The organism is Enterococcus sp. AZ011, assembly GCF_050548355.1.
Lineage (GTDB): Bacteria > Bacillota > Bacilli > Lactobacillales > Enterococcaceae > Enterococcus > Enterococcus faecalis.
Map to the genome: position 1 here is coordinate 1035644 of NZ_CP172959.1, position 26250 is coordinate 1061893.

Below are 26250 nucleotides of genomic sequence, written 5' to 3' on the forward strand. Positions count from 1 at the left end.
TTTAATGAAAGAGTTGTCTGTGTTCTTTTTTGTTATAAACATTTTTCTTTTTCTATATATATTTTTAAGGTAAGTTGTATTATAGTAAGTTTGAGAAGATGAGAATGAGAGGAAAAGCAATGAATATACAACGGTTTATAGAAAAACGCAAAGCACGTGGTTTGTCGCAAAGTGAATTAGCTAAAGGGATTTGTACGCAAGTTACGGTTAGTCGCTTTGAAAAGAATGGTCAAGTCCCAACTTTAAAAATATTGATCCAACTATGCAATCGTTTAGAGCTACCTTTGGGGGAACTCTTCCCGCGCGTAGGGATTAAACAACCTGAAATTCTTGAAAAAATGGAAGAAGCAGAATTCTTCTTGATTACCAGCGAACATGACCAATTGCAAATAATTTTAAAAAATATTCCTTTTGATGAAATCAAAGATTCCCAACTGTTATTAGAATATTATTATTTACAAGGCTTTGTCATGATTTTTCAAAATGCTTCGTTGATGGATTGCTTATTTACCTTTGAAAAACTTCTGTTTGAAGAGCAAAAATACACGAGCGATATTTATCGTTTGTTAGCTTTTACTGGAATTGGCATGGCCTATGCCAAAGAAGGCGAAATTGAGAAAGCCGAATTTTATTTCAATAAGGTCTTCAAGGAAATTTATCTCTATACTATTCAATCAATGGAAGATACTTGGCGAGTATTAAATGTTGTCTTTCACTGTGGTGTTTTTTATGCAGAAAAAGGCGATTTAGAAACAAGTGATGCTTTGTTAGAGTATGCGATTTCCATCTGTTCTGATAATCACGTCACGTATTACTTGGCAAGAGCAGCTTTCCAGCTTGCGAAAAATGCCTTAGCTGAAGAAAAGCCGCAAGAGCAAATTTTAGAACTACTACAAGATGCCCGCGCGTATGCAAAAATCAATAAAAATCGCATCTTGTTGGAAGCAATTCAAACATTGAAAGAAACAATTTTATCTAAGAATAATTAGTTTATATAGAAAATTATATATTTATTTTTAAAATATAATAAAAAAAGCGTTTTTTAAAAGAGTTCAAGACACGTTACGACCTTAAATGAAAATTTTAAGGTCGTTATTTTATATAAAAAAATATATAAACGACTTGACTGGCATCAAATAAAGGCGTATGATTCATTTGTGAATAAATGTGAAATAAAACACAATCTTTCGTGGAGAGGAAGTCTTGAGGTGCAACAAAGTCAAACTATTTATTTGATGGGCACAGTAATAGATGTATTTGTAGACCATGAAGAACCTGAAAAAATTCTAGAAGAAGTGCATCAACGATTGATCACTTATGAGCAACGCTTTAGTGCAAATGATTCAACTTCGGAACTGATGGCTGTCAATCAACAAGCTGGGCAAAAACCAGTCAGCGTTCATCCAGAGTTGTATCAATTAATTGCATTAGGGAAAAAACATAGTTGTGATCCAGCTAGTCATTTGAATGTTACCATTGGCCCGTTAGTTCAAACATGGCGAATCGGTTTTAAAGACGCCCGTGTCCCGTCAGAAGAGGAAATTAAAGCCTGTTTGAAAAAAATTAATCCAGAAAAGATTCACTTAAATCCATTAAAACAAACGGTTTTTTTGGAAGAAGAAGGAATGAAATTAGATCTGGGGGCTTTAGCAAAAGGCTATATCGCTGATTTACTAATTGCCTATTTGAAAGAAGTCCATGTGACGTCTGCTTTGATTAATCTGGGCGGCAATATTGTGACGTTGGGGCCCTCTACGCATCAAAACAAAAAATGGCGAATTGGTATTCGCAATCCGCAAGAATCCAGAGAAACAATCAGCTTACTTGTCGAAGTGGCTAATCAATCGGTTGTGACGTCGGGCATTTATGAAAGAAGTTTAACCGAAGCTGGGCGAGTCTATCACCATCTGTTGGATCCGACAACCGGTTACCCATTGGAAACTGAAATGGCCAGCCTCACAATTATCTCGGATGCTTCAGTGGATGGTGAGATTTGGACAACGCGTTTATTTGGTTATCCAATTCCAGCAGCGCTTGAAATCCTCAATCAACTAGATGGAATTGAAGGAGTCATCATTACACAAGACCAGCAAATTTTATATAGCAGCGGGTTAGCAGATACTCTTCACATTATCCATTCATAGAACCGAAAAAGAAAGGACAGCTCATTATGAAAAAAATTATCGGCTTAGTAGGAACGAACTCAGAGCAATCAACCAATCGTCAACTTTTGCAATTTATGCAACACTATTTTGCGCAGGAGGCCGACATTGAACTAGTTGAAATTGTTGACTTTCCTATGTTTAACAAGCCAGAAGACAAAGCTTTGCCAGAAATAGTTAAAACGGTTGCTGAAAAAATTGAAGCAGCAGATGGCGTCATTATCAGTACGCCTGAATATGACCATGCGGTGCCGGCTTCTTTGATGAATGCCCTAAGTTGGTTATCTTACGGGATTTTTCCGTTTGTTGATAAACCAGTTATGATTACTGGTGCATCCTATGGCACGTTAGGTTCCTCTAGAGCACAAGCGCATCTACGTCAAATTTTAGATGCTCCTGAATTGAAAGCACGAATTATGCCAAGCTCTGAATTTCTATTAGCGCATTCCTTACAAGCTTTTGATGAAAACAATGCGTTAAAAGATTCAGAACAAATAGATAAACTAGCTGGTTTGTTTGCAGATTTTTGTGTATTTATTGAAATTACAGAACAGCTGAAACATGCGCATGCGCAAAATAAAAAAGAAGCAGAAAATTTCTCATGGGAAACGATTTAACGAAATGGAGTGAATAAAATGAAATTAATTGGGATCGTCGGATCAAACGCTGATTCTTCTTATAATCGGTTACTACTGCAATATATTGGCAAAGAGTTTTATAAAATGTTCGACTTGGAAATTTTAGAAATTAAAGATATTCCAATGTTTAATCAAAGTAAGGATCAAACGAACAGTGTCTTGATTCAGAATATGAATCGCAAAATTTTACAAGCAGACGGCGTAATTATTGCGACGCCCGAACATAACCATACCATTCCTGCCGGTTTGAAAAGTGTGTTAGAATGGTTATCTTTCAAAATTCATCCGCTGGAAAATAAACCAGTAATGATTGTTGGTTGCTCTTATTATGATCAAGGAACCTCACGTGCGCAATTACATCTTCGTCAAATTCTTGATGCACCTGGTGTCAATGCAATCGTGATGCCTGGAAACGAGTTTTTATTAGGAAAAGCTAAAGAAGCATTTGATGAAAACGGTAACTTAATTGCGGAGGGAACACGTCAATTTTTAGAAAGCACATTACAAAAATTCGTGGAATTCATTGATGTGATTTCAAAATTAGAAGGGGCTAAGCCAAAAGACTTACCTGAAGATTTACATGCAAAAGGAACCATTGAAACAACGATCGAAGGGGTTGATATGGCAGCAGATGATTGGGTAGAACAAGCAGCAGAAGCGGTTCAGGCTGTGGAAGGCGACACATACGTAAAATTAGATCGAGGCATTTTAACCGTTGATCAGCTAAATTATTTCTTAAAATCAATGCCAATGGAATTGACTTACGCAGACAGTAACAATCAATTTTTATATTACAATAAAAAAATGGCTGCTGAAGAAATGTTTGCTAAACGGCAACCAGGACAAGTTGGTAATCCATTAGCGAATTGCCATCCACCAAAAGCATTGAAAAATGTAGAATGGGTGATTCAACAATTACGGTCAGGAAAAACAGATGCTATTCGCGTTCATGTTCCAATGCACGGACCAGATACCTATGTAGTGCATAACTATCAAGCGATGTATGATGATAATGGAAATTACGCGGGAATTAATGAGTATATTTTAGACTTTAAACCAATTGTTGATTGGTATTTAAAACAAACTGGGCAAGAATTAGTCGGTGGAAAAAACGTCGATGCAGTCAGTGGTGCCTCCAAAAAAGAAGCGCCAGAAAAGGCAGATAGTGTCTCAAGTGCATCAGTCCATGAAGAAGAGTCAGCGACCGAAAAGCCAACAGTTGACAGCGTTTCTAGCGCTTCAATTAAAGAGTAAAATAACAGCAAAAAATAGCGGCAACAAGTAGTCATACTGTATTCAGATTAGCAATGCCAAATGAGGACTTTTATTGACAGAAGCTGATACTTAAAAGAGTAAGAACTTTATAGGAAGATAGTATAGAAGACGAACCAAAAGTTTCAATCATTTTTGACGAATAGGCTAGAAAAGAAACAGAAAATTAGTCAAACAAATCAGCTTTTCTTTAAATTTAAAGTAAAAAATAACAAAAAAGCCTCCTTGGTGACGCAAGGGGGCTTTTTTTGGTTAAAATAATACTTTTCTATGAAGATTCCTAAATATTGAAAGAATCATTTTTAAATTTGTGGAAAAAATAAGCAAGATTGACACTCACGTCTTGTTAAAAAAATAGATACTTAAGGCGTGATAGTTTGGAGTTGAAAATGTGACTACTTTGTTAGATGAATTATTAGACCAAGAATTCCGAGATAAATTACTTATTTATCAAACTTTTATGAATAGTGAAGGTCCATTATTAAAAGAAGAATTTTATGGATATTTTGATTTATCCACTCAAAAGTTAGAATCGTTGTGCCGTCAAATAAATTATGAATGTACACAGATTTCTTCAAGGAGTCAAATTCTTTTTCCAGCTAAAGGACTGATTAGTGCGCAAAAATTATCGCAAATTGATTATCAAGCCTTAAGAAAATATTATTTTGATCAATCACTAATGGCCAAGTTACTTCTTGATGTGGGCCTCTATCAAAAGCATACGATTCAAGAATTTTCTCAAATTCATTTTATGAGCAAAAGCAAAATTTATGCCTTCTCGTATAAACTAAATCTGATTTTAGCTAATTGGCGTATTAAATTAAAGTCAACAGGCTTGGTTGGAGAAGAGAAAAATATCCGAAGTTTTTGTTTTCAATGCTTGTATTATTTTTATGGAAGTAATCAAGAAAGGCTGCCTAACATTTTGCTGGAAAATAGTCCTGGCATTAAACGATTTATAAACGATTTACAACTGATGTATCAAAGAACGTTTAGTCTTAATCAAAGCGCACAACTATTTATTCTTTTAACGATCCAACGTTTTCGTGTATTTTCTGATCATGTAGTGGACTCTTTTACGGAAGTTCATGTGCCTAGCTGTTTACAGCATGCGTTTGAAAAAATCTATACAAGCGAAACACCTCTTTTTAAAGAGGATTTTGGCAAAGAGACTTCATATATTTTTCTTTTTTTAAGTTTAAATGAATACATTGATAGTCCGATTGTTTTTCCAGATAAGTTAACCATGTTAGACGAATTTATTGATCATATGAATAGTGTTATTCCTTTCTTTGAAAAGCGAATTACGGTGGAAACAAAAGAAAAATTAAAGTTGATTTGTTATCGCTGGGACCGCCTATACTTTTCGGTGGCTGCATTTATTCCCGCCAAGCAGAGCAGTTTCTTTGAAGAGCGGTTTCCTCAAATTCATCGCGCCTTAGATGGTTTTATACAAAAGACAGAGTCGCTGCATCAAAAACGATTTTTAATGTATGAACGCGTGCATCTATATTATGATTTTATGTTTTGTTTGTTAAATGATCGGTCTTTTTGCGCAATTGAAAAAACGATTCATGTATTTGTTGATTTTTCTGGTGGGGAGGATTATAACCGCTTTATTGCAAAAATTATTGCTTCTTTCAATTATATGGATGTCATGATTGATCACAAATTAACCTTAGAAACCGATTTGTATTTGTCCGATTTTTATAGTTCGAAAGTACGGTGTCGTCAATTGACATGGCGTCATTTGCCGGAAACAAAAGATTGGCAAGTATTTGCTGAGGTAGTCAGAGAACTAAGAAAGGGAGAGACTCAGAAAAATGAGCACTATGGGAGAGACCCAATCGAGATGTGGCGAGAACAAGAATACGAAGGATAGTCAATTGAGACAAGCAGTTAACTATAAAGATTTAACTGGTCAAAAGTTTGGTGAGTTGACAGTAGTAGCACCAACGGCAAAAAGAAAAGAAGGGCTAATTGTTTGGGCCTGTCGCTGTTCTTGTGGGAGCTATACAGAAGCTTCAAGAAGACAACTAATTCGTGGGTATCGAACCAAATGTGCGCACCATCGCTATCAAACAATGTTGAAAAAAAACTATCATGAATTAGTCGTGGTACGGATCGAAAGTATTCAACAGACAATGAAAGCGTATTGTCTGTGTTCGTGCGGACAATCTTGCTGGGTTCGCTGTGAAAATTTGTTGAATGGCCATACCAAAAGTTGCGGTCATCGTAAAAAGAAGGATTACCGACAAAGAGTTGCTGGTGTAATTCCAGGGAAGTTGCAAAGTAAACGCCCCAAAAATAATAGCAGCGGACACAAAGGAGTGAGCCAGACCGCTTCTGGGAAATGGCTGGCTTATATCTCTTTGAAAGGCAAGCGCCATAACTTAGGTATCTTTACGAAAAAAAGTGAAGCAATTTTAGCAAGAAAATTAGCAGAACGTCGTCTATTTCAACCAATTTTACAACAAGAAATAGTAACTACAAATAAGGAAGTTTAGCAACAGAGAGGATGCGAAAGATGTTAGCAGGCTTATTTTCAGTAACTGGAATGATTTTATTGGGGATTTTATTTTGCTTAATTGGTTATCAAACGTTTCGAAAACATCATCATTAAGAGAAGAATGTTCTAGCTAGATAATTTCATCGACAGATGAAATTATCTAGCTTTTTTTATAAAAAAGCTAAGAAAAGGATAAGAGATTGTGTAAATTCTTTAGGTTGTTTAACAAAGCCTTAATTTCCTTTGTTTTAGATTGTGGTTAAGAAGATTTTTCTCTATACTAAGTCTTCGGAAATCAAAGAAAAGAAAGGAGCGAGTGATGTGGTTAAAAAAATTGGTTTAAGTATAATGCTCTTATTTTTTTTCTTAATTATCGCACTCCCAATCTATGCGTGGAAGATTGAGCCGAATTTAGTTCACATTAATCAGGTGACTTTGGGAAAGAAAAATCAACGAGAACCATTGAATGTTGTGCAACTTTCGGATATACAAGTTTCAGAATTTTATGAGACGAAGCGGTTAGATAAAGTCATAAAAAAAGTCAATCGTGAAAAACCAGATATTATCGTTTTTACAGGTGATTTATTTGACAATTATGCCAAAAATCCGCAACAAAAAGAACCGATGATTGAAAAATTAAAACAGTTGCAAGCGACAATTGGAAAATATGCAGTTTGGGGAAATCATGATTATGGTGGCGGTGCTTCTGCGGTGTATGATGAAGTCATGGAGGCCAGTGGCTTTACCGTTATGAAAAACCAAGGAGAAACAGTAACCTTAGCAGATGGACGCCGTCTTTTTATTGGTGGTTTAGATGACTCGTTATTAGGAAATCCTTCCGTTTCAGAAACATTATCCTATCGAGAAACGTATGACTATGCGTTATTAATGACCCATGAACCAGATGTCGCGGATGCATTTGTTGGTACGGGTACACAGTTAGTTTTAGCAGGACATAGCCATGGCGGACAAATTTGGATTCCTTTTTATCCAATCACAAATGTTTTAGCTGAAAAGTATACCAGAGGATTGTATCAGTTGGACCAAGAAACGCAACTATATGTTAATACAGGCTTAGGGACGACCGCCATTCATGCCCGTTTTGGGGTGATCCCTGAAATTACACATTTTACTATCTATATTTAAAAAGTCTGGTCAATCCGACCAGACTTTTTTCTGTTATTTAACAGAATTATTTTTAAGAAAAAGATGTTCATATTTTGGTGAAACGTTTCTATAAAATGCTTTAAAATATCTAGAAAAGAGTATTTTTATGGAAAAAGAAGCAGGGAAAATAATTTCTTTATAAATGGTCTATAGCGCTTTTTAATGCTGTTATTTTTAAATAAAACCATAATGTAAGGGTTTACAACCGTTTGAAGTGAATGTATAATCTGTTTGTAGAAACGTTTCACTAAAAAGAAAGGAACCCTGCTTATGAAAAAACTAAAAAAGTTTTATGATCAGCGGCAATTGCATTGGATGGTACTTCCGGGTGTAGCATTCATGATTGTCTTTAACTACATTCCAATTTATGGAATTATCATTGCTTTTAAAAATTATACGATTGTTGATACGGTTTCTTCTGCACCATGGGTTGGACTTGAAAATTTTCGAATCATTATGGAAGATAGTTTTTTTTGGGAAGCAGTTCGTAATACCTTAGCGATTAGTTTAATGAAACTTTTTTTAGGATTCGCTATTCCGATTATCTTAGCGGTAATGATTTTTGAAATGAGAGATGGCCATTTAAAAAAAGTGATTCAGACAATTTCTTATATTCCGCACTTTTTTTCTTGGATCGTTTTAGGCGGGATGTTGATTTCGTGGCTTTCAACAAATGGCTTTATCAACCAAGTCATGATGTCGTTAGGCTTAATGAATCAGGGCGTCAATCATTTGTTAGATCCTGATAAGTATTGGTGGATTGCTGTTCTTTCTGATTTGTGGAAAGAAGTAGGTTGGGGCACGATTCTCTATCTTGCTGGCATGTCTCGTATTGATCCAACGTTTTATGAAGCGGCGAGAATTGATGGTGCTTCAAAATTAACACAAATCCGAACGATTACTTTGCCCTTATTAGCGCCGATTATTTCGTTGAACTTAATTCTAAATGTTAGCGGTTTATTGGGATCGAACTTAGATCAAACGTTGGTTTTAATGAATGCTCAAAACCAAAACAAATCAGAAGTAATTAATTCATTTGTTTATCGTATGGGGCTAACGCAAGGGGACTTTTCTTATGCGACGGCAGTTGGTTTAGGGATTTCTGTTATTTCAATTGTTTTATTAGTCATTACAGATCGCATTACTAGAAAAATGAACAATGGTCGGTCGGTTATTTTATAAAGGAGGCAACAGCTGTGATTAAAAGAAAATCAAAAGAAAACAAATGGTTTTACTTTTTCAATACGTTAATTCTTGTGTTGTTTTCTTTATTAATTATCGTGCCAATTTGGAATATTTTAGTTTCCTCAGTTTCGTCAAGTTCGGGTTTAGCTGGTAAAGGCTTGGTTTTATGGCCGAAAGGATTTACGTTAGAAAATTATCGGAAAGTTTTTTCGGATAGTAGCATTCCGCGAGCGTTTTTGATTTCTGTTTTAAAAACAGTCATCGGTGCGTCGACGCATACGCTGTTCTGTGCAATTGTCGCTTATGGACTTAGTAAATCTAGACTAGTCGGGCGTAATATTTATACAACGATGGGTGTCATTACAATGTACTTTGGTGGGGGCATGATTCCCACGTATCTTTTGATTAAGTCATTAGGACTCTTAGATACCTTCTGGGTATATATCATTCCAGCTTTATTTAGCTATTATGATGTAGTTATCTTAATGAACTTTTTCCGAGAAATTCCACCATCTTTAGAAGAATCCGCCAAAATAGACGGCGCCAGTGAGTTTCAAATTTTTTATAAAATCTTTTTACCTTTAACAAAACCGGCATTAGCCACCATTATTTTATTTAATGGGGTTGGTCAATGGAATGACTTTATGACCACGAAATTATATATTACCAAAGAATATCTGTATCCATTGCAGATGAAAATTTATGAAATTATTGTTCAATCAAACTTGAGTACCATGACAGAGAGCGGCAGTACAGATATGGTGGTGCAGGCAACGACACGTGGTGTTCAGCTGGCAACAATTGTCATTACAACGATACCAATTTTAATCATTTATCCATTACTACAAAAACACTTTATCGGCGGTATGATGGCCGGTGCAGTAAAAGAATAAAGAAAGTAGGGAACAATATGAAAAAAGTTTTAGGCGGTTTATTGGTGGCAACGGCGGTCGTTAGTTTAGCGGCCTGTAGCGGTGGGGAAAAGAAAGCTGGCTCAGATGTCTCAATTAAGGATCGGTATGAATTAGATGAAAAGACGCCTGCTTGGAAGTTAGATAAGAAGAAAGAACCGACCAAGATTAAATGGTATATTAACTCAGATTGGACGGCGCTGCCTTTTGGAAAAGACGTGACCACTGCGCAGATTAAAAAAGACTTAAATGTGGATATTGAATTTATTTCCGGCGATGATTCAAAATTAAATGCCATGATTTCAAGTGGAGATATGCCTGATATCGTGACATTAACTGAAAAAACTGGACAAGCAGCATTGAAAGCAGATTCTTGGGCCTATTCTTTAAACGATTTAGCTAAAAAATATGACCCCTATTTAATGAAAGTTGTTAACCAAGATACGTTTAAATGGTATGCCTTAGAGGATGGAAAAACATATGGTTACCCTAATTACTCTAATACAAAAGCGGATTATGAAAGTGGAAATATCCCAGTAAATGATAATTTTGTTATTCGTGAAGATGTCTATAATGCATTAGGCAAGCCAGACGTTTCAACACCAGAAAATTTTGAAAAAGTCATGCAACAGATTAAAGAAAAATATCCTGAGATGACCCCAATGGGCTTTACCACAGTGGGCGATGGTGCAGGACCATTTTTAGACAAATTACAAGACTTCTTAGGTGTTCCTTTAGAGGATAAAAATGGTAAATACTATGATCGAAATTTAGATAAAGAATACTTAGAATGGTTAAAAACATTTAATGATGTTTACCGAGCAGGCAATATTAGTGATGATAGCTTCACAGATGATGGGGCGACGTTTGATGAAAAAGTGAAACAAGGAAATTATGCAACCATGCTCGTTGCTGGAACCAGTGGTCAAGGTGGGAACTTCACAGAATTTATGAAAAAATCTGGCACACGTTATATAGCCATTGATGGACCAAGTAGCACTTCTGGCCGAAAACCAACATTAAATCAAACCGGCATTTCAGGTTGGTTAAGTAATTACATTACGAAAGATGCGAAAGATCCAGCGAAAGTCACTCAACTATTCACATATTTAATTGATGAACCAGGACAAATTTTAACAAAATATGGCGTTGAAGGAGTTACTTATGCGTACAATAATCAAGGGAAAATTGATTATTTACCAGAAGTGAAAAAATTAGAACAAACAGACAATGATGCCTACAACAAAAAATATGGCATTAGTCGTTTCCTATACTTTAACAATGACCGTGTTAATAAACTAAAAGTGCCAATGGAAAGTGCTTTAACGCAAATGCAAGAATGGGGCAAAGGAAAATTGGTCCCACATTTCGTAATTGAAAATATTAATCCAGATGCAGGAACGCCGGAAGCTCGGGCGAATGAAGCGATTGAAACCAAACTAAATACAACTGTTATTTCAATGATTCGTGCGAAAGATGATAAAGCCTTTGACAAATCTTTAGAAGACTACAAAGCATTCTTAAAATCAAATAAATGGGATGCAATTGAAAAAATAAAATCTGAGAAAATGGCGGAAAACAGAGACAAACTTAAGTAAGAGAGGAGGAGAGAAAAGCGGATAAAGCAACGAGAAATCCGCTTTTCTCTTTTAATATGAATAAGCTATTTGCATATGAAGGTTGGTATTATCGGATTTTTTCTTTTATTGCCAACTTGATCATTATTAATTTTCTCTTTTTAATTACCTGTATAACAGGCATCTTTAGCGGTGTCGGCTTAATTGCGTTGTATCGAACGATCTATCGTTTGTATCGTGAAAAAGATATTCCTGTTTTGCGAACGTTTTGGACAGCATTAAAAAATAACATCATGCGAGGTTTTATTTTAACAGGTGTCTTGTTCGTTGCTTTTTTACTGGGCGGTATTGTCGTAACAAGTTTATTTAAAATAGCCACTAGTTTAGGTTTCTTAGCTATTTTTCTATTAAGTTTTGTTGCATTATTTTTGACGAGTTTTCTTTTTCTCTTTTCCGTTTTTAATTGGTCCGTTAAAAAGACACTAGGTGAGACGGTTTATGTGGTCTTAAGTAATAGTGCAAATGCGATTATTTTGTTTATTTTACCTCTTTTAACGTTTGTTTTTTTCTATAAGCTTAATTTGTTTTTATATATTGCGTTAGGATTCGGGACAACGGCTTTTCTTCAAGTTGCGTTTTTTCAGAAAGTGTTAGGTGTGGAACATGAATGAGTATTTTGAGTTTTGGGAAAAGACTAAGGAAGAACTTCAAAAAATACCGCTAGATATCCATCGGCGGATCATTGACTATCCATTGGAAAATGTTCAAGTGGAACAGGTCGACTTTTTAAGTTTCCTAGGTGAGCGCATCTTTGGCTATTTGTTACTTCCTAAAACGGCGGGGAAACAGCCAATAGTGATTGACTGTTTAGGCTATATGAATCATATTCAAGAACCTTGGCAATTTGCTCATTGGACACAAATTGGTTGTGCTTGTTTTGTCATTGATAATCGAGGTCAAGGGGGATTAACCAAAGATCGCGTGCCATATCAAACAATTTGGCATGAAGCACCAATGGGACGAGGATTTCTAGACAAAGAAGATTGGTACCAACGCCGCTTGTTTGCCGACCATTTACGTAGCGTAGAAGTGGTGCGGACCTTTACTGAAATTAATCAGGACCAAATCATTCTTCGTGGTGGTTCCCAAGGGGGTGGCGTAGTGTTAATGGTGAACAGTTTAGTCGACTTCCCGATTTTAGCTACTTTTGCAGATGTTCCAAGTCATTCTTGTTTAGAAAATCGAGTAGCAGAAGGAACGGGGTCGTATCAAATTATTCATCAGTACTTACAAGAGCATCCCCAAGCGCATGAAAAAATTGCCGCGGTTCTTCCTTATTTTGATAGTCGTCACTTTGTTTCGCAAATTAAAAATCCAGTCTTTGCTTCTGTTGGGAGTCACGATCCGATATGTCCAATGAAAGATTTTTTCCCTTCTTATCATCAGATAAAGGCAAGAAAAGCAGTCAGAGTGTATTGGAAAAAAGGCCATGGTGGCGGTGAAACAACCCAGATCCGTCGTGAGATGCGTCAAATTCAACAACTATTGCAGGAGGTTAAAAATGAAAATAGCTACGTATAATGTCCGGGTAGATACAGAGTATGACCAAGATTGGCAATGGTCTTTTCGTAAAGAGGCTGTTTGTCAGTTAATCAATTTTCATGATTGGAGCCTTTGTTGTATTCAAGAAGTACGACCGAATCAAGTCAGGGATTTAAAGGCGTATACAACATTCACCTGTCTTTCTGCGGAAAGAGAAGGGGATGGTCAAGGAGAAGGACTAGCGATTCTCTATAACGAACAAAAAGTTCAGGCTATTGATACAGGGTATTTTTGGTTATCTGAAACACCTCAGCAGCCAAGTATCCATCCTGAAGCTGGCTGTCCAAGAATTGCTTTGTGGGGACTATTTAAGGAAACGACTCAAAATACGCCTTTTTTAGTCATCAATGTTCATTTGGATCATATTTCAGCTCATGCTCGTTTAGCAGGAATGACCGTTATCTTAGAGGAGTTACATGACAAAATTGCACAGTATCCAACTTTATTAATGGGCGATTTTAATGCAGAGTCGGGTGAAGCGGTGCATCAACTTGTTCAAAAAAAATTTCAAGATAGCAAAAATTTAGCTACTCATTATGGACCAAGAGGAACATTTCAAAATTTTACTTACACAAAACCTTGGGCGGAATTAGAAGAAATTGATTATATTTATGTAAAAGGTTGGCAAGTACAGCAAACCGCAAGTTTAACAGATAGTATTGATGGACGTTTTCCCTCCGACCATTTTCCTTTAGAAGCAGAAGTATGTATTGAAGAAAGGTGAGAGTATGAAAGAAAATCAACTGATTCAATTAGTCGAAGAAATGACAATTGATGAGAAAATTAATCAATTATTACAATTAGCAGCAGCGTTTTATTCAGATAAAGCAGAAGAAAAGACCGGCCCTATGTCAGAGCTAGGACTAAGTCAAGAAACGATTGATACGGCGGGGACAACACTGGGTGTTTCCGGTGCAAACGAAGCAAAACGTGTTCAAAAAGAATATATGCAAAATCATCGATTAAATATTCCAACACTTTTAATGGCGGATATTATTCATGGTTTCAGAACTATCTTTCCGATTCCTTTGGCTTTAGGAAGCACTTGGGATGAAGCAGCGGTTGAAAAAATGGCGGAGATTTCAGCAAAAGAAGCTGCAGTTTCAGGATTACATGTAACCTTTTCACCAATGGTTGATTTAGTGCGCGATCCACGTTGGGGACGTGTCATGGAGTCAACAGGTGAAGATCCATTACTCAACAGTCGCTTAGCTGCTGCAATGGTTAGAGGTTACCAAGGAGAAAATTTAAAAGAGGACAATTGGCGAGTAGCCGCGTGCGTGAAGCACTTTGCGGCATATGGTGGTGCCTTAGCTGGTCGGGATTATAATACGGTAGATATGTCTGAACGGCAGCTAAGAGAAATGTATTTACCTGGCTATAAAGCTGGAATAGATGCGGGTGCAAAACTTGTCATGACGTCCTTCAATACAGTGGATGGGATTCCTGCTACAGGCAACCAATGGCTGTTTAGAGACGTATTACGAAATGAATTTGGCTTTGAAGGAGTTGTGATTTCAGACTGGGGAGCGATTAAAGAATTAATTCCTCATGGCGTTGCCAAAGATGAAAAACAGGCAGCAGAATTGGCTATCAAAGCTGGTGTAGATATTGAAATGATGACCACGTGTTATCCAGATTATTTAAAAGAATTACTTGAAGAAGGCCGGATTGCTGAAACACTTATTGATGAAGCAGTTATGCGAATTTTAAAACTAAAAAATGAGCTAGGCTTATTTGAAAATCCCTATCGTGGTGCGGATGAACAAGCGGAAGCAGAAGTGATTTTAAGCAAAGAACATCGAGAAATAGCTAAAAAGATTGCTCAAAAATCAATGGTTCTTTTAAAAAATGAAAATATTTTGCCTTTTACACCGCAAGAAAAAATCGCGCTTGTCGGCCCAGGGGCCCAATCACAAGATATTTTAGGGGCCTGGTCATGGCAAGGAAAGAAAGAAGAAGCCATTTCCCTCGTGGCTGGTGCCCAAAAATTAACTACAAATCTTCTAGTTGCCCAAGAACCCTTTGATTACTTTGAACCGACCGCGGCGGCCATTGAAGAGGCTTTAACGTTAGCTAGTCAAGCAGATAAAGTAGTAGTGGCACTAGGCGAAACAGATTGGATGAGTGGGGAAGCTGCCAGTCGCAGTGATATTCGTCTACCCGAAAAACAATTAGCAGTAGTGGCACAAATTATTGAGAAAAATCCCAATGTTGTTGTCACGGTCTACAGTGGTCGGCCCTTAGATTTACAAGGGATAGATGTTGCAAAAGGAATTGTGCAAGCTTGGCAACCTGGAACAGAAGGGGGCAATGCGCTAGCAGAAATTTTGTGGGGAGAGTACAATCCAAGTGGTCGCTTAAGTATGTCGTTTCCAGAAACGGTTGGTCAAGTGCCAATTTTTTACAATGTCGACAATACTGGGCGTCCTTATGAGTCAGCACCAGAAGAAAAATATGTTTCTAAATATTTAGATGTCTCTAATTACGCTAAATATCCCTTTGGATTTGGCTTAAGTTATAGTCATTTCTCTTATCAACCAATTCAACTAAGTGCATTAACATTTACCAAAGAACAACCAGTCACGGTCTCTGTTTTAGTAAGAAATGACAGTCCAATCGCTGGAGAGGAAACCGTGCAATTTTATGTACGTGATTTGGTGGGACAAGTGGTTCGCCCAATTAAAGAGTTAAAAGATTTTCAAAAAGTTTGGCTGGAACCAAAGGAAGAAAAAGAAGTTCAGTTTCTTCTTTCAGAGGATATGGTGCGCTATGTTCATTCAGACAATCAGGTAACCAGTGATGCAGGTGAATTTATCGTAATGATTGGTGGAAATAGTCGCGATGTACAAACCGCAACAGTCACGTTAAATGAATAAGATGGGAAGGATAAGTTATGCAGATAAAGAAGCTTAAGCAAGCAGACACAGTTGCTACATTTCTAGAGACAGGTGATTTAAAAGAATTGAATAGCTATGGCATGATGATTAATCAATTAGAAGGTAATCCTTTAGACGGCAGTATGAACCAACTCTATTTGCGGATAATTACAGGGGACACAATTAATTATCGACCAATGATTGGTTCCAACAGTCAAAGTGATTTTTATCTTTCAGATAACCAATTGACATGGCGGGGCGAATTTGAAGCGGTTCGTTACCAAGTTGACTTTCGTTTGGGGCCAAGCAATCAATGGTTCTGGCGGGTTAATGTCACTGGAACTGGCTTAGTAGATATTGTTTATGGTCAAGATATTGGCTTAGCGACAAAAGGAACCGTTCAGTCAAATGAAGCGTATGTGTCGCAGTATCTTGATCATCACATTTGGCAAGAGGGCGAAGAGCTTGTTGTTTTATCGAGACAAAATCAACCGCAAAATGAGAAGTTTCCAGCCCTTATTCAAGGGAGTTTTCAAAAATTAGTAGGCTACTCAACGGACGGCTATCAATTTTTCGGACGTTCATTTAAACAAACGAACACACCAGAAGCATTGAGGAAAAGATATTTAGCAAATGAAGTCTATCAATATGAATTTGCTTACACCGCTTTACAAACGGAAGCCGTCCAATTAACGAATGAAAGTAAGGAATTTGTTTTTTATGGTGCGGTAACAGAAACACATCCGCAAGCATTAGCTGAACCTTTTTTATCGAAAGAAGACTTACAAGCTATTTATGAAACTGTGACATTCGATTCATTAGAAGAAACACAGGACTCTCCTCCGAAACTTTTAGGAGAACCTATCACAGGAAATCCATTAACAGAAGAAGAGTTGGCCGCACTTTATCCCCTTCAGACACAAATTGAAAAAGTAGCAGGTCAGACGTATTCCTTTTTCACGGAAAATTACCATCATGTTGTTCTTCAAGAAAAAGAAATTGCCATGGAAAGAGCGCATGGCCACATTTTATTAAGTGGTAAAGACTTAACGGTTGACGAACCTTTGCTTAGTACGACAGTGTATATGTATGGCATTTTCAATTCACAAGTAGTTTTAGGAAATACGACCATGAACAAATTAATGAGTAATAGCCGAAACGCTTTAAACGTTATGAAACGCTCTGGTCAACGAATCTACATTTTAGAGAATGGCTTATGGCGCTTACTAACAATGCCTTCTGCTTTTGAAATGGGGTTGAACTCTGCTACGTGGTATTATAAGTTGCCAAAGGATACAATTCGGGTACGCACCTTCACTTCGCCTGATTCAAGAGTGATTCAATTGGAAGTGACCAGTCAAAAGGATGCATATATGTGGGCTGTTTCTAACCATTTGTTATTAGGACCGGAAGAAGTACCAACCTATCAATTAGAACAAACTGGCAAAACGCTTCGAGTGACGGGAAATCATTCTGCTACAGAAAATTATTACCCAGAACTAACCTATGCATTGACAGTTGATAAATCATTTCAAGTAACCGATAGCACATTATTTGGTGGAGCTGAAGCAGACTTATTAGTCTTGGCAATCGAAAAGACCCAAAAATTTTCACTACTTATTACGGGCAGTATAGAGGACCAAGCATCAGTCAATACACCATTAGATTTTGAAAAAGCAGAAAGTCAATATTTAGCATTCATTAATGGCTTGTTACATCATTTTGAGTTAACACACACAGACTCAAGTGTGCAGCAAATGAATCAATTAACTCGTTGGTATACTCATAATATGCTCGTTCATTATTTGTCGCCACATGGCTTAGAACAGTATGGTGGAGCAGCTTGGGGCACACGAGATGTGTCGCAAGGACCGACAGAATTTTTCTTTGCGACGCAACAGCCTAAGATCGTGGCCTCCATTATTCAGCATCTATTTGAAAATCAATTTGAGGACGATGGCAACTGGCCGCAATGGTTTATGTTTGACCGATACGAAGAACAAAAAGCCAGTGAAAGCCATGGCGATATTATCGTCTGGCCATTGAAAGTAGTGACTGATTATTTGGAACAAACCGCAGATTATTCAATCTTAGCTACGGAAATCCCTTATACAAGTCGCAAAGATAATCACAAAACAAAAGAAACAGCATCTTTATTTGAACATTTGAAAAAAGAAATAAATTATATTGAACAACATTTTTTACCAGAAACTTTTCTATCCTGTTATGGTGACGGCGATTGGGATGACACGTTACAACCTTATGATAATCGTCTTAAAGAGCAAATGGCTAGTAGTTGGACCGTTGCCTTAACGTATCAAGTGTTGAAAAAATTTGCGGCTTTAATTACGGAAATCGATGCTACTTATAGTCAGCACTTAGCAATTTTAGTCGCAGGAATAAAGAACGATTTTCAAAAATATATGTTGGCGGATGAAACGATTCCAGGGTTTATTTATATGGAAACGCCAGAAACTTTTGAACAAATGATTCACCCAAATGACCAAAAAACAGGGATTCAATATCGATTATTGCCAATGACTCGTAGTATGTTAGCCGAATTATTAACACCGGAACAAGTAAGTCATCATTTAGAAATTATTGAAAAAGAATTAACGTTTCCTGATGGCGTGCGCTTAATGAACAAACCAGCGAACTATCGAGGCGGTGTGAGCACTAATTTTAAACGAGCAGAACAGGCGGCTAATTTTGGTCGCGAAATTGGTTTACAGTATGTTCATGCGCACATTCGCTATACAGAAGCGATGGCGAAAATTGGTCAGCGAGACAAAACCTGGCAAGCATTAATGCAAATCAATCCAGTTCAATTAAAAGAAGTGGTTCACAATGCAGAGTTACGTCAAGCCAATGCCTATTTTAGTAGTTCCGATGGCGATTTTAAAACAAGGTATGAATCACAAGAAAATTTTGGTAAACTAAAAGATGGAAGTATTGGGGTAAAAGGTGGCTGGCGAATTTATTCAAGCGGGCCGGGAATTTATTTAAATCAATTAATTACAGCTGTTTTAGGGATTCGGCAAAAGGCCCAAAGTGTGGTTTTTGATCCTATGTTACCAGAAAAATTGTCTGGTTTAACACTAACTTACCAATTGTTTGATAAACCTGTCACATATAAATTTTATCCAAATCAGTCAGCGAAAATAGTTATCGATGGTCAAGAAGTTCCGTTTAAGTTTGAAGAAAACCCTTATCGAGAAGGGGGAATGGAAGTTCAAAAAGACGAGGTGCTTTCATTATTAAATGAAGCAAGTGTTATTGAAATTTACCATTAGAAAGGAGAGTAGTCCATGGTAGGAATTAAAGATATTGCAAAAAAAGCAGGCGTATCAATCTCGACCGTTTCTTACGCATTGAATGGTAGTTCAAAGGTAACTGAAGAAACACGAACGCGCATCCAAGCAATTGCTGAAGAGCTAAACTATGTTCCTAACATGGCCGCTCGCACATTAAAACGTCGTCAAACCAATATTATTGGTGTCTATTTGGCCGATTATGGCGGTAGTTTTTATGGTGAATTGTTGGAGGGAATTAAGAAAGGCTTAGCACTGTTTGATTATGAGATGATTGTCTGCAGCGGTAAAAAGTCACATCTTTTCATTCCTGAAAAAATGGTGGATGGGGCAATTATTTTAGATTGGACATTTCCAACAAAAGAAATTGAAAAGTTTGCTGAACGAGGCCATTCGATCGTTGTCCTTGATCGAACCACTGAGCATAGGAATATCCGGCAAGTTCTCTTGGATAATCGTGGCGGTGCCACGCAGGCAATTGAGCAATTTGTCAATGTGGGTTCAAAAAAAGTTCTTCTGCTTTCTGGACCAGAAAAAGGTTATGATAGCCAAGAACGATTGGCTGTTAGTACACGAGAATTAACTCGTTTTGGGATACCTTATGAAATTATCCAAGGTGATTTTACCGAACCTTCTGGCTATGCGGCTGCTAAAAAAATTTTGAGTCAACCACAGACAGAACCAGTCGATGTTTTTGCTTTTAATGATGAAATGGCGATCGGTGTCTATAAATATGTTGCAGAAACAAATTACCAAATGGGGAAAGACATTCGGATTATTGGTTTTGATAATTCTGAACTAGGTGCGTTTGTGCAACCGCGATTAGCAACAATTGCCTATTCTAAACATCGATGGGGCATGGTGGCTGCAGAAAAAATTATTCATTTAATGCGGGGAGAAGCTGCTGAGAGCGAACACATTTACACACGTTTTATAGAAGGAGAATCTTTTCCATCTGAATAATAAATAAAAAGTTTGGTCCAATGCTAGCTAAGCTAGCGGACCAAACTTTTTTCTGTAATGGTAATTTCTTCTGATGCAATGGGTTCATCCAGACTGAGAAGGCGATCTCTAAATTTAAAATGGACCGGTTTGTTCTCATTAATAAATTCATACGGGTAAGCGCCTTGGATTGTTTCACCAGGATTGATTTCATCTGCTAAACGATCTAGTTTGTCTTGGAAAGGTGAATCTGTTAAGACTGCATATTGTAAATTTTGGGCTTTTCCGTGGACAGTTTGACTAACTTCCATAAAACTTTGAATCATTAGCTGAATATTTTGTGTTTTTTCGGTTGTATTGGTTAATTCAAACAGGACATAAAACATTGGTTTGCCTTGATAATCTTTTCCTTTATGCAAGGCAGTTAAGGCTAAACGACCATCTGGAACCAACAATGTTCGATTTTCATACGTCCCAATACTTGTCGCCAACACTTCATCAGGTGCGGGCACACTTTGACTTGCTGGGCTGCCGCTTACAGTTGAACAAGCACTTAATAAGGTACTTAGAACGAGTAAGCTCATTAAAATGTAGGGTTTCCTCATATAAAGTCCTCACTTTGGTTGATTGACTATGTAAAAAACAAGTTGCTTGTATCTATATTAAAAAGAGTGCTACAAGCAATATTTTAATCGTAGTTCTAGTAAATAGCAATACTTTTATCAAAATTCATGTTTGGAAATATAATTTGAAAAATATTTTTAACTAGCAGAAAAACATTTCTAACAAAAAGTATTGGCTCAAAGTAAAGAGATCGTTTTGTTAGAAATGAGAAATGGCAACATAAAAGTTTTCTATTTTTCTGCAATTAAGACAGTTTCAAAAGTGAATTCACTAGGAATATGATTCGCAATTGAGTATTCAAAAATATGTCCATTGCCTAGGTAAGCAATTTGTTCTGCACGCATCAGGAAATCATTATCGGTTAAGTTTAAATATTTTTTTTCCAACGCAGAAGGACGGATCCCAGAAATGCTGACCCGCGCACTTTGAATTTTTTGATGCAATTGTTCCGAAATATATTGATAAATGGAGACTTTCAATTCTTTCATTGTCAAGTTCGGAATTAAAGCAACGGGCATCCAAGTGTATTCAATAATTGAGGGCACATCTTCGATAATCCGTAAACGAATAATTTTGTAGACTAACTCTTCTTCTGTAATACTTAATTTTTCAGTCACCCAAGGCTCAGGTACTTCTGTTGCAAAGCCTAAAACCACGGATTCAACTTTTCCATCGTAGGTTGAGTAAGTGCCGGTTAACGGAGAAAATTTAGTAATGGTTCGATTTTGAAAGTCTTGAACAAAGCTGCCCGAGCCACGTCGTCTGACAACATAACCTTCTTGCACAAGCAAATGTAAGGCTTTTGTAATGGTTAGTTCGCTGACTTGATATTTTTCTGCAAGAAGACGACCTTGGGGTAACTTTTGATTAATGGGATAAACACCTGCTTCGATATCCTGTTTTATAGCAGCATAAATTTCTTTATAACGTGTATTTGTCCGCATCAGAGTCCTCCTTTATCACCAGTATTTCTCTCATTATACCATGAATTTAACGTGTTAAAACTATATATTTATTTTTAACGTAACCACTTAATAATCAAGTACTTAAATAAAAGTAGTTGACTTATCCTTTTTAAAACTATATAGTTTTAAAAGTAAACAGAAGAACTTATTGATCTGATTGGTACTTTTTGTGAAAACCTTTTACAATAAAAGGGCAGCACAGAAAAGAGGGAGGTATGACAATGGAACATCACCAACTAAAAGCATTTCCGCAAGATTTTTTATGGGGCTCTGCTTCGGCAGCTTATCAAGTAGAAGGTGCTTGGAATGAAGACGGCAAAGGCGCATCTGTTTGGGATGAATTTGTTCGGCTACCAGGAAAAACGTTCAAAGAGACAACTGGCGATTTAGCCGTCGATCATTATCATCGTTTTAAAGAAGATGTGGCTTTAATGAAACAACAAGGTTTAAAAGCATATCGTTTCTCGATTGCATGGACACGAATTTTACCTGAAGGGCGTGGTCAAGTAAATCAAGCGGGACTGAAATTTTATTCAGATTTAATTGATGAGTTATTAGCGGCAGGAATTGAACCAATGGTAACTTTATATCATTGGGATTTGCCAGCTGTTTTGCAAAAAGAATATGGTGGCTGGGAATCAAGAAAAATTATTGCTGATTTTGTGGCCTATGCGAAAATTTTATTTGACGCTTTCCGTGGCAAAGTTCGCTATTGGATTAGTTTAAATGAACAAAATGTGTTTACTTCGTTAGGTTATCAATTAGCCGTGCATCCTCCCGGCGTAACAGACAATAAACGGATGTATGAGGCCAATCATATTGCTAATTTAGCCAATGCAGCAGTGATTAATGCGTTTCATGAATTAGAAATGCCTGGCAAAATTGGCCCTAGCTTTGCTTATACGCCTGTTTATGCCGTTGATGCGCATCCTGCCAATGTTTTAGCGGCTGAAAATGCAGAAGATTTGCTGTCGCATTTTTGGTTAGATGTCTATCTTTGGGGAGAATACCCAGTTGCCGCATTAAATTACTTACAGGAGCAAGGTGTGGCCCCAACGATAAAAGAGGGCGATTTAGCGTTACTACGTTCAGCCAAACCTGATTTTCTAGGTATTAATTATTATCGGACGGATACGGTTGCTGCTAATCCATTAGATGGTGTTGGAATAGGGAAGATGAATACAACGGGTGAAAAGGGTTCTGAAACGGAATCTGGGGTACCGGGTTTATTTAAAAAAGTAAATAATCCATATGTTGAACGAACGAACTGGGATTGGGCCATTGACCCGCAAGGTTTGAGAATTGCCTTACGACGATTAGCTAGTCGCTATCAAGTCCCTATTTTAATTACTGAAAATGGGTTAGGCGAATATGATACCTTAACAGAAGATAAACAAATTCATGATACGTATCGCATTGATTATTTGCGAAGCCATATCCAAGCGATTCAAGAGGCGATTACGGATGGCGTTTCAGTTATTGGTTATTGTACATGGAGTTACACCGATTTACTGTCGTGGCTCAACGGCTATCAAAAGCGTTATGGTTTTGTCTATGTGGATCAAGATGAAACACAAAAAGGTTCCTTAGAAAGAATCCCGAAAGACAGTTATTATTGGTATCAAAAAGTCATTGAAACAAATGGACTTATCTAATTATAAGAAAAGAGTGTGGAAAATATGACAGTAAAAATGGGGTTTATTGGATTTGGTAAAAGTGCCAACCGCTACCATTTACCTTACGTAATGATTCGAGAAACACTAGAAGTGAAAACGATTTTCGATTTACATGTTAATGAAAAAGCAGCAGCGCCCTTTAAAGAAAAAGGCGTAAATTTTACCACTGACCTTAATGAATTATTGACGGATCCAGAAATTGAATTGGTCACAATCTGTACGCCTGCGCATACACATTATGATTTAGCCAAACAAGCCATTTTAGCTGGTAAATCAGTGATTGTGGAAAAACCATTCTGTGATACGTTAGAACATGCAGAGGAATTATTTGCTTTAGGGCAAGAAAAAGGGGTAGTAGTGATGCCTTATCAAAATCGACGTTTCGACGGCGATTACCTAGCGATGAAGCAAGTAGTAGAGCAAGGCTTTTTAGGAGAAATCAATGAAGTGGAAACGCATATTGATTATTATCGACCAGGAAGTATCACGGAACAAGGACCTAAAGAAAATGGTTCGTTTTACGGACTAGGCATTCATTTAATGGATCGCATGATTGCTCTTTTCGGGCGTCCAGATCAAGTCACTTATGATATTCGTAATAATGAAGTGAGCGAGGCAGTCGATAATTATTTTGACGTTGATTTACATTATGGTTCAAAATTAAAAGTAAAAGTTAAAACGAATCATTCTGTCGCTAGTCCGTATCCACGTTTTATTGTTCATGGCAGCAATGGCTCGTTCATCAAATATGGCGAAGATCAACAAGAAAATGATTTAAAAGCCGGAATCATGCCGGATGCACCAGGCTTTGGAGAAGATTCACCAATGTATTATGGAGAAGTGACCTACCGTAATGGCAATGGCGACTGGATTAAAAAACAAATTAAAACGCCTGTAGGTGATTACGGTCGTTATTATGATGCCGTCTATGAAACGTTGAAAAATGGTGCACCGCAACTAGTAACTAAAGAGCAAGCATTAACTAACATCGAAATTTTAGAAGCAGGTTTTCTTAACCCAAGTCCAAGTGTTTATCATTTGAAAGAAAACTAAAGCGTGTTTAAATGACTTGAAAAGCGCCTGCCCCACAGTCCAGACAACTGTGGGGCAGGCACTTTTATTTATAAAGAGTTGTGAATTTTAATATAAGAAACGTATATTGTTAGTAAAAATAAAAAAAGGAAAGACATCTTAGTAGCACTACTTCCCCAAGAATTGCTACTAAAATGTCTTTTGTGATGCTCGCTCAATTGAAGAGCCTTAAATAGGATATCGAATATCCAGTATAAATGCAAGTAAACTACTTTATAGTTAATATTAGTATACTTCATAAAATAATTTTTCAAAGAGAAAAAGGCTTGTTATGAGAAAAAATTAATTTTTAACTCGTTTTTTCTAAGCAAGATTCAGGTGAAAAAGACAATAATTACTGAAGCTGAATGGTAATTAAAGAGGTTCTTTGCTAAAATAGGAAAGACAAGAAAGTTTGGTTAACGAAAGAACCAAATCAGAAAGGAGGACAACCAGTGGAGAGTTGGCTTTTTTTACTACTGATTGCCTTGATTGCGTTTGTTGCAAAAAATCAAAGTTTATTAATTGCGTCAGTTGTTGTGCTTGCTTTAAAAGCTTTACCAAATAGTGCGAAAATCATGTCGTGGTTGTCAGATAAAGGCATTAATTTAGGCGTCACAATTATTTCAATTACCATTTTAGTCCCGATTGCTACAGGACAAATTGGCTTAAAAGATTTAATCCAATCATTCAAAACACCGATGGGATGGCTGGGGATACTTTGTGGAATTCTGGTGGCTGTTTTATCCTCAAAAGGAGTAGGTTTAATTAATCAATCGCCTGAGATTACGGTGGCCTTAGTTTTTGGAACGATTCTTGGCGTCGTTTTTTTAAAAGGAATTGCAGCTGGTCCGATTATTGCATCGGGGATGATGTACGTAATCATTACTACCTTTCAAGCCTTTCAACACTAAAAAAGCAAACAAAACGCGTAAACGTTTTGTTTGCTTTTTTAGTGTTGATAAATGTCCACATTACTATCTAATATGCCACTTTCATTTTTTAAAGTAATGGTTCCCGCATTCGGATGAATCACTAGCTGTAAATGCCCTGTTAAAAACATTTGGTCATACGTCGAAGTATAGACGTGAAAAGAATCATTAGCAATTGTTTCGGTATAAGGCGCTTCTGCTTGATCAACAGGAACGATAATGAAACGATCGCCAATCATACAACAACCTTCTGCGGAAGAATAAGGATTAGAGCCGTCATTTGCTACCAACAAGAAGGTGTTCGTTTCAGTTAAGAAAGGGGCTAAACGTTGTTTTACTTCTTCAGAAATAGTCAGAGACATTTGCCTCACTCCTTTAAATAGTATGTAAAAGGAAGAGGGTAGCTTGTCGCTATGCCGCTCTTCAAAGGTTTTGTTATTTGCTTGTTTCTTTACTGCTTTTTTTGAAAAGAGCAATAGAAAAGGCGACAACTAAGACAACTGTTGCAGCTAAAACAAATGGATTTTTTGTTGCTGATGTGAACCCTAGGACTGTTGAACCAATCGCACCTACGTAAGATAAAATAATCGCTGCTTTCTTTGGTGTTGAAAGTTCTGTAAAGCTATCGCGGAAGGCGACACCTAAACCTAAAGCGCCAATAAAGGCAAACATCCCAAAAATAATGTGTAAAAAGACCATGAATTTCACCTCCAACAGTCAGTATAGAGAGAAATAGCTAGTTTGTAAACTAATTGAGCTTACTTGTGTTATTTATCACTTGATAAATGTCTTTGCCAATGCAAAAAAACAACGTACGATCAATCGGC

General features: G+C 37.0%; 23 protein-coding genes. 19 read left to right on the forward strand and 4 right to left on the reverse strand.

Annotated elements, in window-relative coordinates:
- Window positions 1-98: 98 nt before the first annotated feature.
- From IGL36_RS05090 to IGL36_RS05165, 16 genes are all read left to right on the forward strand, one after another.
- Complete coding sequence (locus IGL36_RS05090) at window positions 99-989, forward strand: helix-turn-helix domain-containing protein (protein ID WP_002397826.1); 891 nt, start codon at window positions 99-101, stop codon at window positions 987-989.
- A 219-nt stretch (window positions 990-1208) separates the two neighbouring features.
- The gene (locus IGL36_RS05095; RefSeq protein ID WP_010716952.1) at window positions 1209-2144 is read left to right on the forward strand and encodes an FAD:protein FMN transferase; all 936 of its coding nucleotides are present in this window, start codon (window positions 1209-1211) and stop codon (window positions 2142-2144) included.
- Between the two features lie 26 nt (window positions 2145-2170).
- Window positions 2171-2779: an NADPH-dependent FMN reductase gene (locus tag IGL36_RS05100; RefSeq protein WP_002363762.1), complete on the forward strand. Its 609-nt coding sequence runs from the start codon at window positions 2171-2173 to the stop codon at window positions 2777-2779.
- Between the two features lie 18 nt (window positions 2780-2797).
- Complete coding sequence (locus IGL36_RS05105; protein ID WP_002405238.1) at window positions 2798-4054, forward strand: NADPH-dependent oxidoreductase; 1257 nt, start codon at window positions 2798-2800, stop codon at window positions 4052-4054.
- A 409-nt stretch (window positions 4055-4463) separates the two neighbouring features.
- The gene (locus tag IGL36_RS05110) at window positions 4464-5954 is read left to right on the forward strand and encodes a helix-turn-helix domain-containing protein (protein WP_002366520.1); all 1491 of its coding nucleotides are present in this window, start codon (window positions 4464-4466) and stop codon (window positions 5952-5954) included.
- Window positions 5905-6579, forward strand: a complete 675-nt coding sequence (locus IGL36_RS05115) for an AP2 domain-containing protein (RefSeq protein ID WP_002397831.1) — start codon at window positions 5905-5907, stop codon at window positions 6577-6579. Before IGL36_RS05110 ends, IGL36_RS05115 begins: the two co-directional genes overlap by 50 nt.
- 257 nt (window positions 6580-6836) lie before the next feature.
- Window positions 6837-7727, forward strand: coding sequence for a metallophosphoesterase (locus tag IGL36_RS05120; protein WP_002397832.1), 891 nt, complete (start codon window positions 6837-6839; stop codon window positions 7725-7727).
- Between the two features lie 291 nt (window positions 7728-8018).
- Window positions 8019-8930 carry an ABC transporter permease gene (locus tag IGL36_RS05125; protein WP_002382199.1) on the forward strand — a complete coding sequence of 304 codons (912 nt, stop codon included), beginning with the start codon at window positions 8019-8021 and terminating at the stop codon, window positions 8928-8930.
- A 14-nt stretch (window positions 8931-8944) separates the two neighbouring features.
- A complete protein-coding gene (locus IGL36_RS05130; protein WP_002357901.1) occupies window positions 8945-9826 on the forward strand; it encodes a carbohydrate ABC transporter permease in 882 nt (293 codons plus the stop codon).
- 17 nt (window positions 9827-9843) lie between these two features.
- Complete coding sequence (locus IGL36_RS05135; protein WP_002397833.1) at window positions 9844-11442, forward strand: sugar ABC transporter substrate-binding protein; 1599 nt, start codon at window positions 9844-9846, stop codon at window positions 11440-11442.
- 56 nt (window positions 11443-11498) lie between these two features.
- Entirely contained in the window at window positions 11499-12092 is a 594-nt protein-coding gene (locus IGL36_RS05140) for a DUF624 domain-containing protein (protein WP_002357898.1), read from the forward strand.
- On the forward strand, window positions 12085-13002 hold the full coding sequence (locus IGL36_RS05145; RefSeq protein WP_002397834.1) for an acetylxylan esterase: 918 nt from the start codon (window positions 12085-12087) through the stop codon (window positions 13000-13002). Before IGL36_RS05140 ends, IGL36_RS05145 begins: the two co-directional genes overlap by 8 nt.
- Entirely contained in the window at window positions 12983-13747 is a 765-nt protein-coding gene (locus tag IGL36_RS05150) for an endonuclease/exonuclease/phosphatase family protein (RefSeq protein WP_002377753.1), read from the forward strand. Before IGL36_RS05145 ends, IGL36_RS05150 begins: the two co-directional genes overlap by 20 nt.
- A gap of 4 nt (window positions 13748-13751) precedes the next feature.
- A complete protein-coding gene (locus IGL36_RS05155) occupies window positions 13752-15902 on the forward strand; it encodes a glycoside hydrolase family 3 N-terminal domain-containing protein (protein WP_010716955.1) in 2151 nt (716 codons plus the stop codon).
- 17 nt (window positions 15903-15919) lie between these two features.
- Complete coding sequence (locus tag IGL36_RS05160) at window positions 15920-19195, forward strand: GH36-type glycosyl hydrolase domain-containing protein (protein ID WP_002405237.1); 3276 nt, start codon at window positions 15920-15922, stop codon at window positions 19193-19195.
- A gap of 15 nt (window positions 19196-19210) precedes the next feature.
- Window positions 19211-20176, forward strand: coding sequence for a LacI family DNA-binding transcriptional regulator (locus tag IGL36_RS05165; protein ID WP_002363772.1), 966 nt, complete (start codon window positions 19211-19213; stop codon window positions 20174-20176).
- Window positions 20177-20208: 32 nt separating this feature from the next.
- Here the strand turns inward: IGL36_RS05165 and IGL36_RS05170 are convergent, their stop codons facing one another.
- Together IGL36_RS05170 and IGL36_RS05175 are read right to left on the reverse strand one after the other, a co-directional pair.
- Window positions 20209-20739, reverse strand: coding sequence for a DUF5067 domain-containing protein (locus tag IGL36_RS05170; RefSeq protein WP_002397838.1), 531 nt, complete (start codon window positions 20737-20739; stop codon window positions 20209-20211).
- 270 nt (window positions 20740-21009) lie between these two features.
- On the reverse strand, window positions 21010-21723 hold the full coding sequence (locus IGL36_RS05175; RefSeq protein WP_002366529.1) for a GntR family transcriptional regulator: 714 nt from the start codon (window positions 21721-21723) through the stop codon (window positions 21010-21012).
- A gap of 242 nt (window positions 21724-21965) precedes the next feature.
- On the opposite strand from IGL36_RS05175, the gene IGL36_RS05180 reads away from it, so the two are divergent.
- From IGL36_RS05180 to IGL36_RS05190, 3 genes are all read left to right on the forward strand, one after another.
- Window positions 21966-23399: a glycoside hydrolase family 1 protein gene (locus tag IGL36_RS05180; RefSeq protein WP_002397839.1), complete on the forward strand. Its 1434-nt coding sequence runs from the start codon at window positions 21966-21968 to the stop codon at window positions 23397-23399.
- A 24-nt stretch (window positions 23400-23423) separates the two neighbouring features.
- On the forward strand, window positions 23424-24473 hold the full coding sequence (locus IGL36_RS05185; RefSeq protein ID WP_002391621.1) for an oxidoreductase: 1050 nt from the start codon (window positions 23424-23426) through the stop codon (window positions 24471-24473).
- 473 nt (window positions 24474-24946) lie between these two features.
- Window positions 24947-25405: a DUF441 domain-containing protein gene (locus IGL36_RS05190; RefSeq protein WP_002357887.1), complete on the forward strand. Its 459-nt coding sequence runs from the start codon at window positions 24947-24949 to the stop codon at window positions 25403-25405.
- A gap of 38 nt (window positions 25406-25443) precedes the next feature.
- On the opposite strand, the gene IGL36_RS05195 is transcribed toward IGL36_RS05190, so the two are convergent.
- A complete protein-coding gene (locus IGL36_RS05195) occupies window positions 25444-25785 on the reverse strand; it encodes an iron-sulfur cluster biosynthesis family protein (RefSeq protein WP_002391631.1) in 342 nt (113 codons plus the stop codon).
- Window positions 25786-25858: 73 nt separating this feature from the next.
- The gene (locus IGL36_RS05200; protein WP_002381957.1) at window positions 25859-26122 is read right to left on the reverse strand and encodes a hypothetical protein; all 264 of its coding nucleotides are present in this window, start codon (window positions 26120-26122) and stop codon (window positions 25859-25861) included.
- Window positions 26123-26250: the final 128 nt, after the last annotated feature.

Excerpts from the sequence above, each read along its gene's own strand:
- IGL36_RS05185 (WP_002391621.1), top strand. The coding sequence starts at position 23,424 with ATGACAGTAAAAATGGGGTTTATTGGATTTGGTAAAAGTGCCAACCGC.
- IGL36_RS05105 (WP_002405238.1), top strand. The coding sequence starts at position 2,798 with ATGAAATTAATTGGGATCGTCGGATCAAACGCTGATTCTTCTTATAAT.
- IGL36_RS05140 (WP_002357898.1), top strand. The coding sequence starts at position 11,499 with ATGAATAAGCTATTTGCATATGAAGGTTGGTATTATCGGATTTTTTCT.
- IGL36_RS05150 (WP_002377753.1), top strand. The coding sequence starts at position 12,983 with ATGAAAATAGCTACGTATAATGTCCGGGTAGATACAGAGTATGACCAA.
- IGL36_RS05090 (WP_002397826.1), top strand. The coding sequence starts at position 99 with ATGAGAATGAGAGGAAAAGCAATGAATATACAACGGTTTATAGAAAAA.
- IGL36_RS05155 (WP_010716955.1), top strand. The coding sequence starts at position 13,752 with ATGAAAGAAAATCAACTGATTCAATTAGTCGAAGAAATGACAATTGAT.
- IGL36_RS05180 (WP_002397839.1), top strand. The coding sequence starts at position 21,966 with ATGGAACATCACCAACTAAAAGCATTTCCGCAAGATTTTTTATGGGGC.
- IGL36_RS05200 (WP_002381957.1), bottom strand. The coding sequence starts at position 26,122 with ATGGTCTTTTTACACATTATTTTTGGGATGTTTGCCTTTATTGGCGCT.
- IGL36_RS05195 (WP_002391631.1), bottom strand. The coding sequence starts at position 25,785 with ATGTCTCTGACTATTTCTGAAGAAGTAAAACAACGTTTAGCCCCTTTC.
- IGL36_RS05165 (WP_002363772.1), top strand. The coding sequence starts at position 19,211 with ATGGTAGGAATTAAAGATATTGCAAAAAAAGCAGGCGTATCAATCTCG.
- IGL36_RS05175 (WP_002366529.1), bottom strand. The coding sequence starts at position 21,723 with ATGCGGACAAATACACGTTATAAAGAAATTTATGCTGCTATAAAACAG.
- IGL36_RS05115 (WP_002397831.1), top strand. The coding sequence starts at position 5,905 with ATGGGAGAGACCCAATCGAGATGTGGCGAGAACAAGAATACGAAGGAT.
- IGL36_RS05160 (WP_002405237.1), top strand. The coding sequence starts at position 15,920 with ATGCAGATAAAGAAGCTTAAGCAAGCAGACACAGTTGCTACATTTCTA.
- IGL36_RS05100 (WP_002363762.1), top strand. The coding sequence starts at position 2,171 with ATGAAAAAAATTATCGGCTTAGTAGGAACGAACTCAGAGCAATCAACC.
- IGL36_RS05170 (WP_002397838.1), bottom strand. The coding sequence starts at position 20,739 with ATGAGCTTACTCGTTCTAAGTACCTTATTAAGTGCTTGTTCAACTGTA.
- IGL36_RS05125 (WP_002382199.1), top strand. The coding sequence starts at position 8,019 with ATGAAAAAACTAAAAAAGTTTTATGATCAGCGGCAATTGCATTGGATG.
- IGL36_RS05135 (WP_002397833.1), top strand. The coding sequence starts at position 9,844 with ATGAAAAAAGTTTTAGGCGGTTTATTGGTGGCAACGGCGGTCGTTAGT.
- IGL36_RS05145 (WP_002397834.1), top strand. The coding sequence starts at position 12,085 with ATGAATGAGTATTTTGAGTTTTGGGAAAAGACTAAGGAAGAACTTCAA.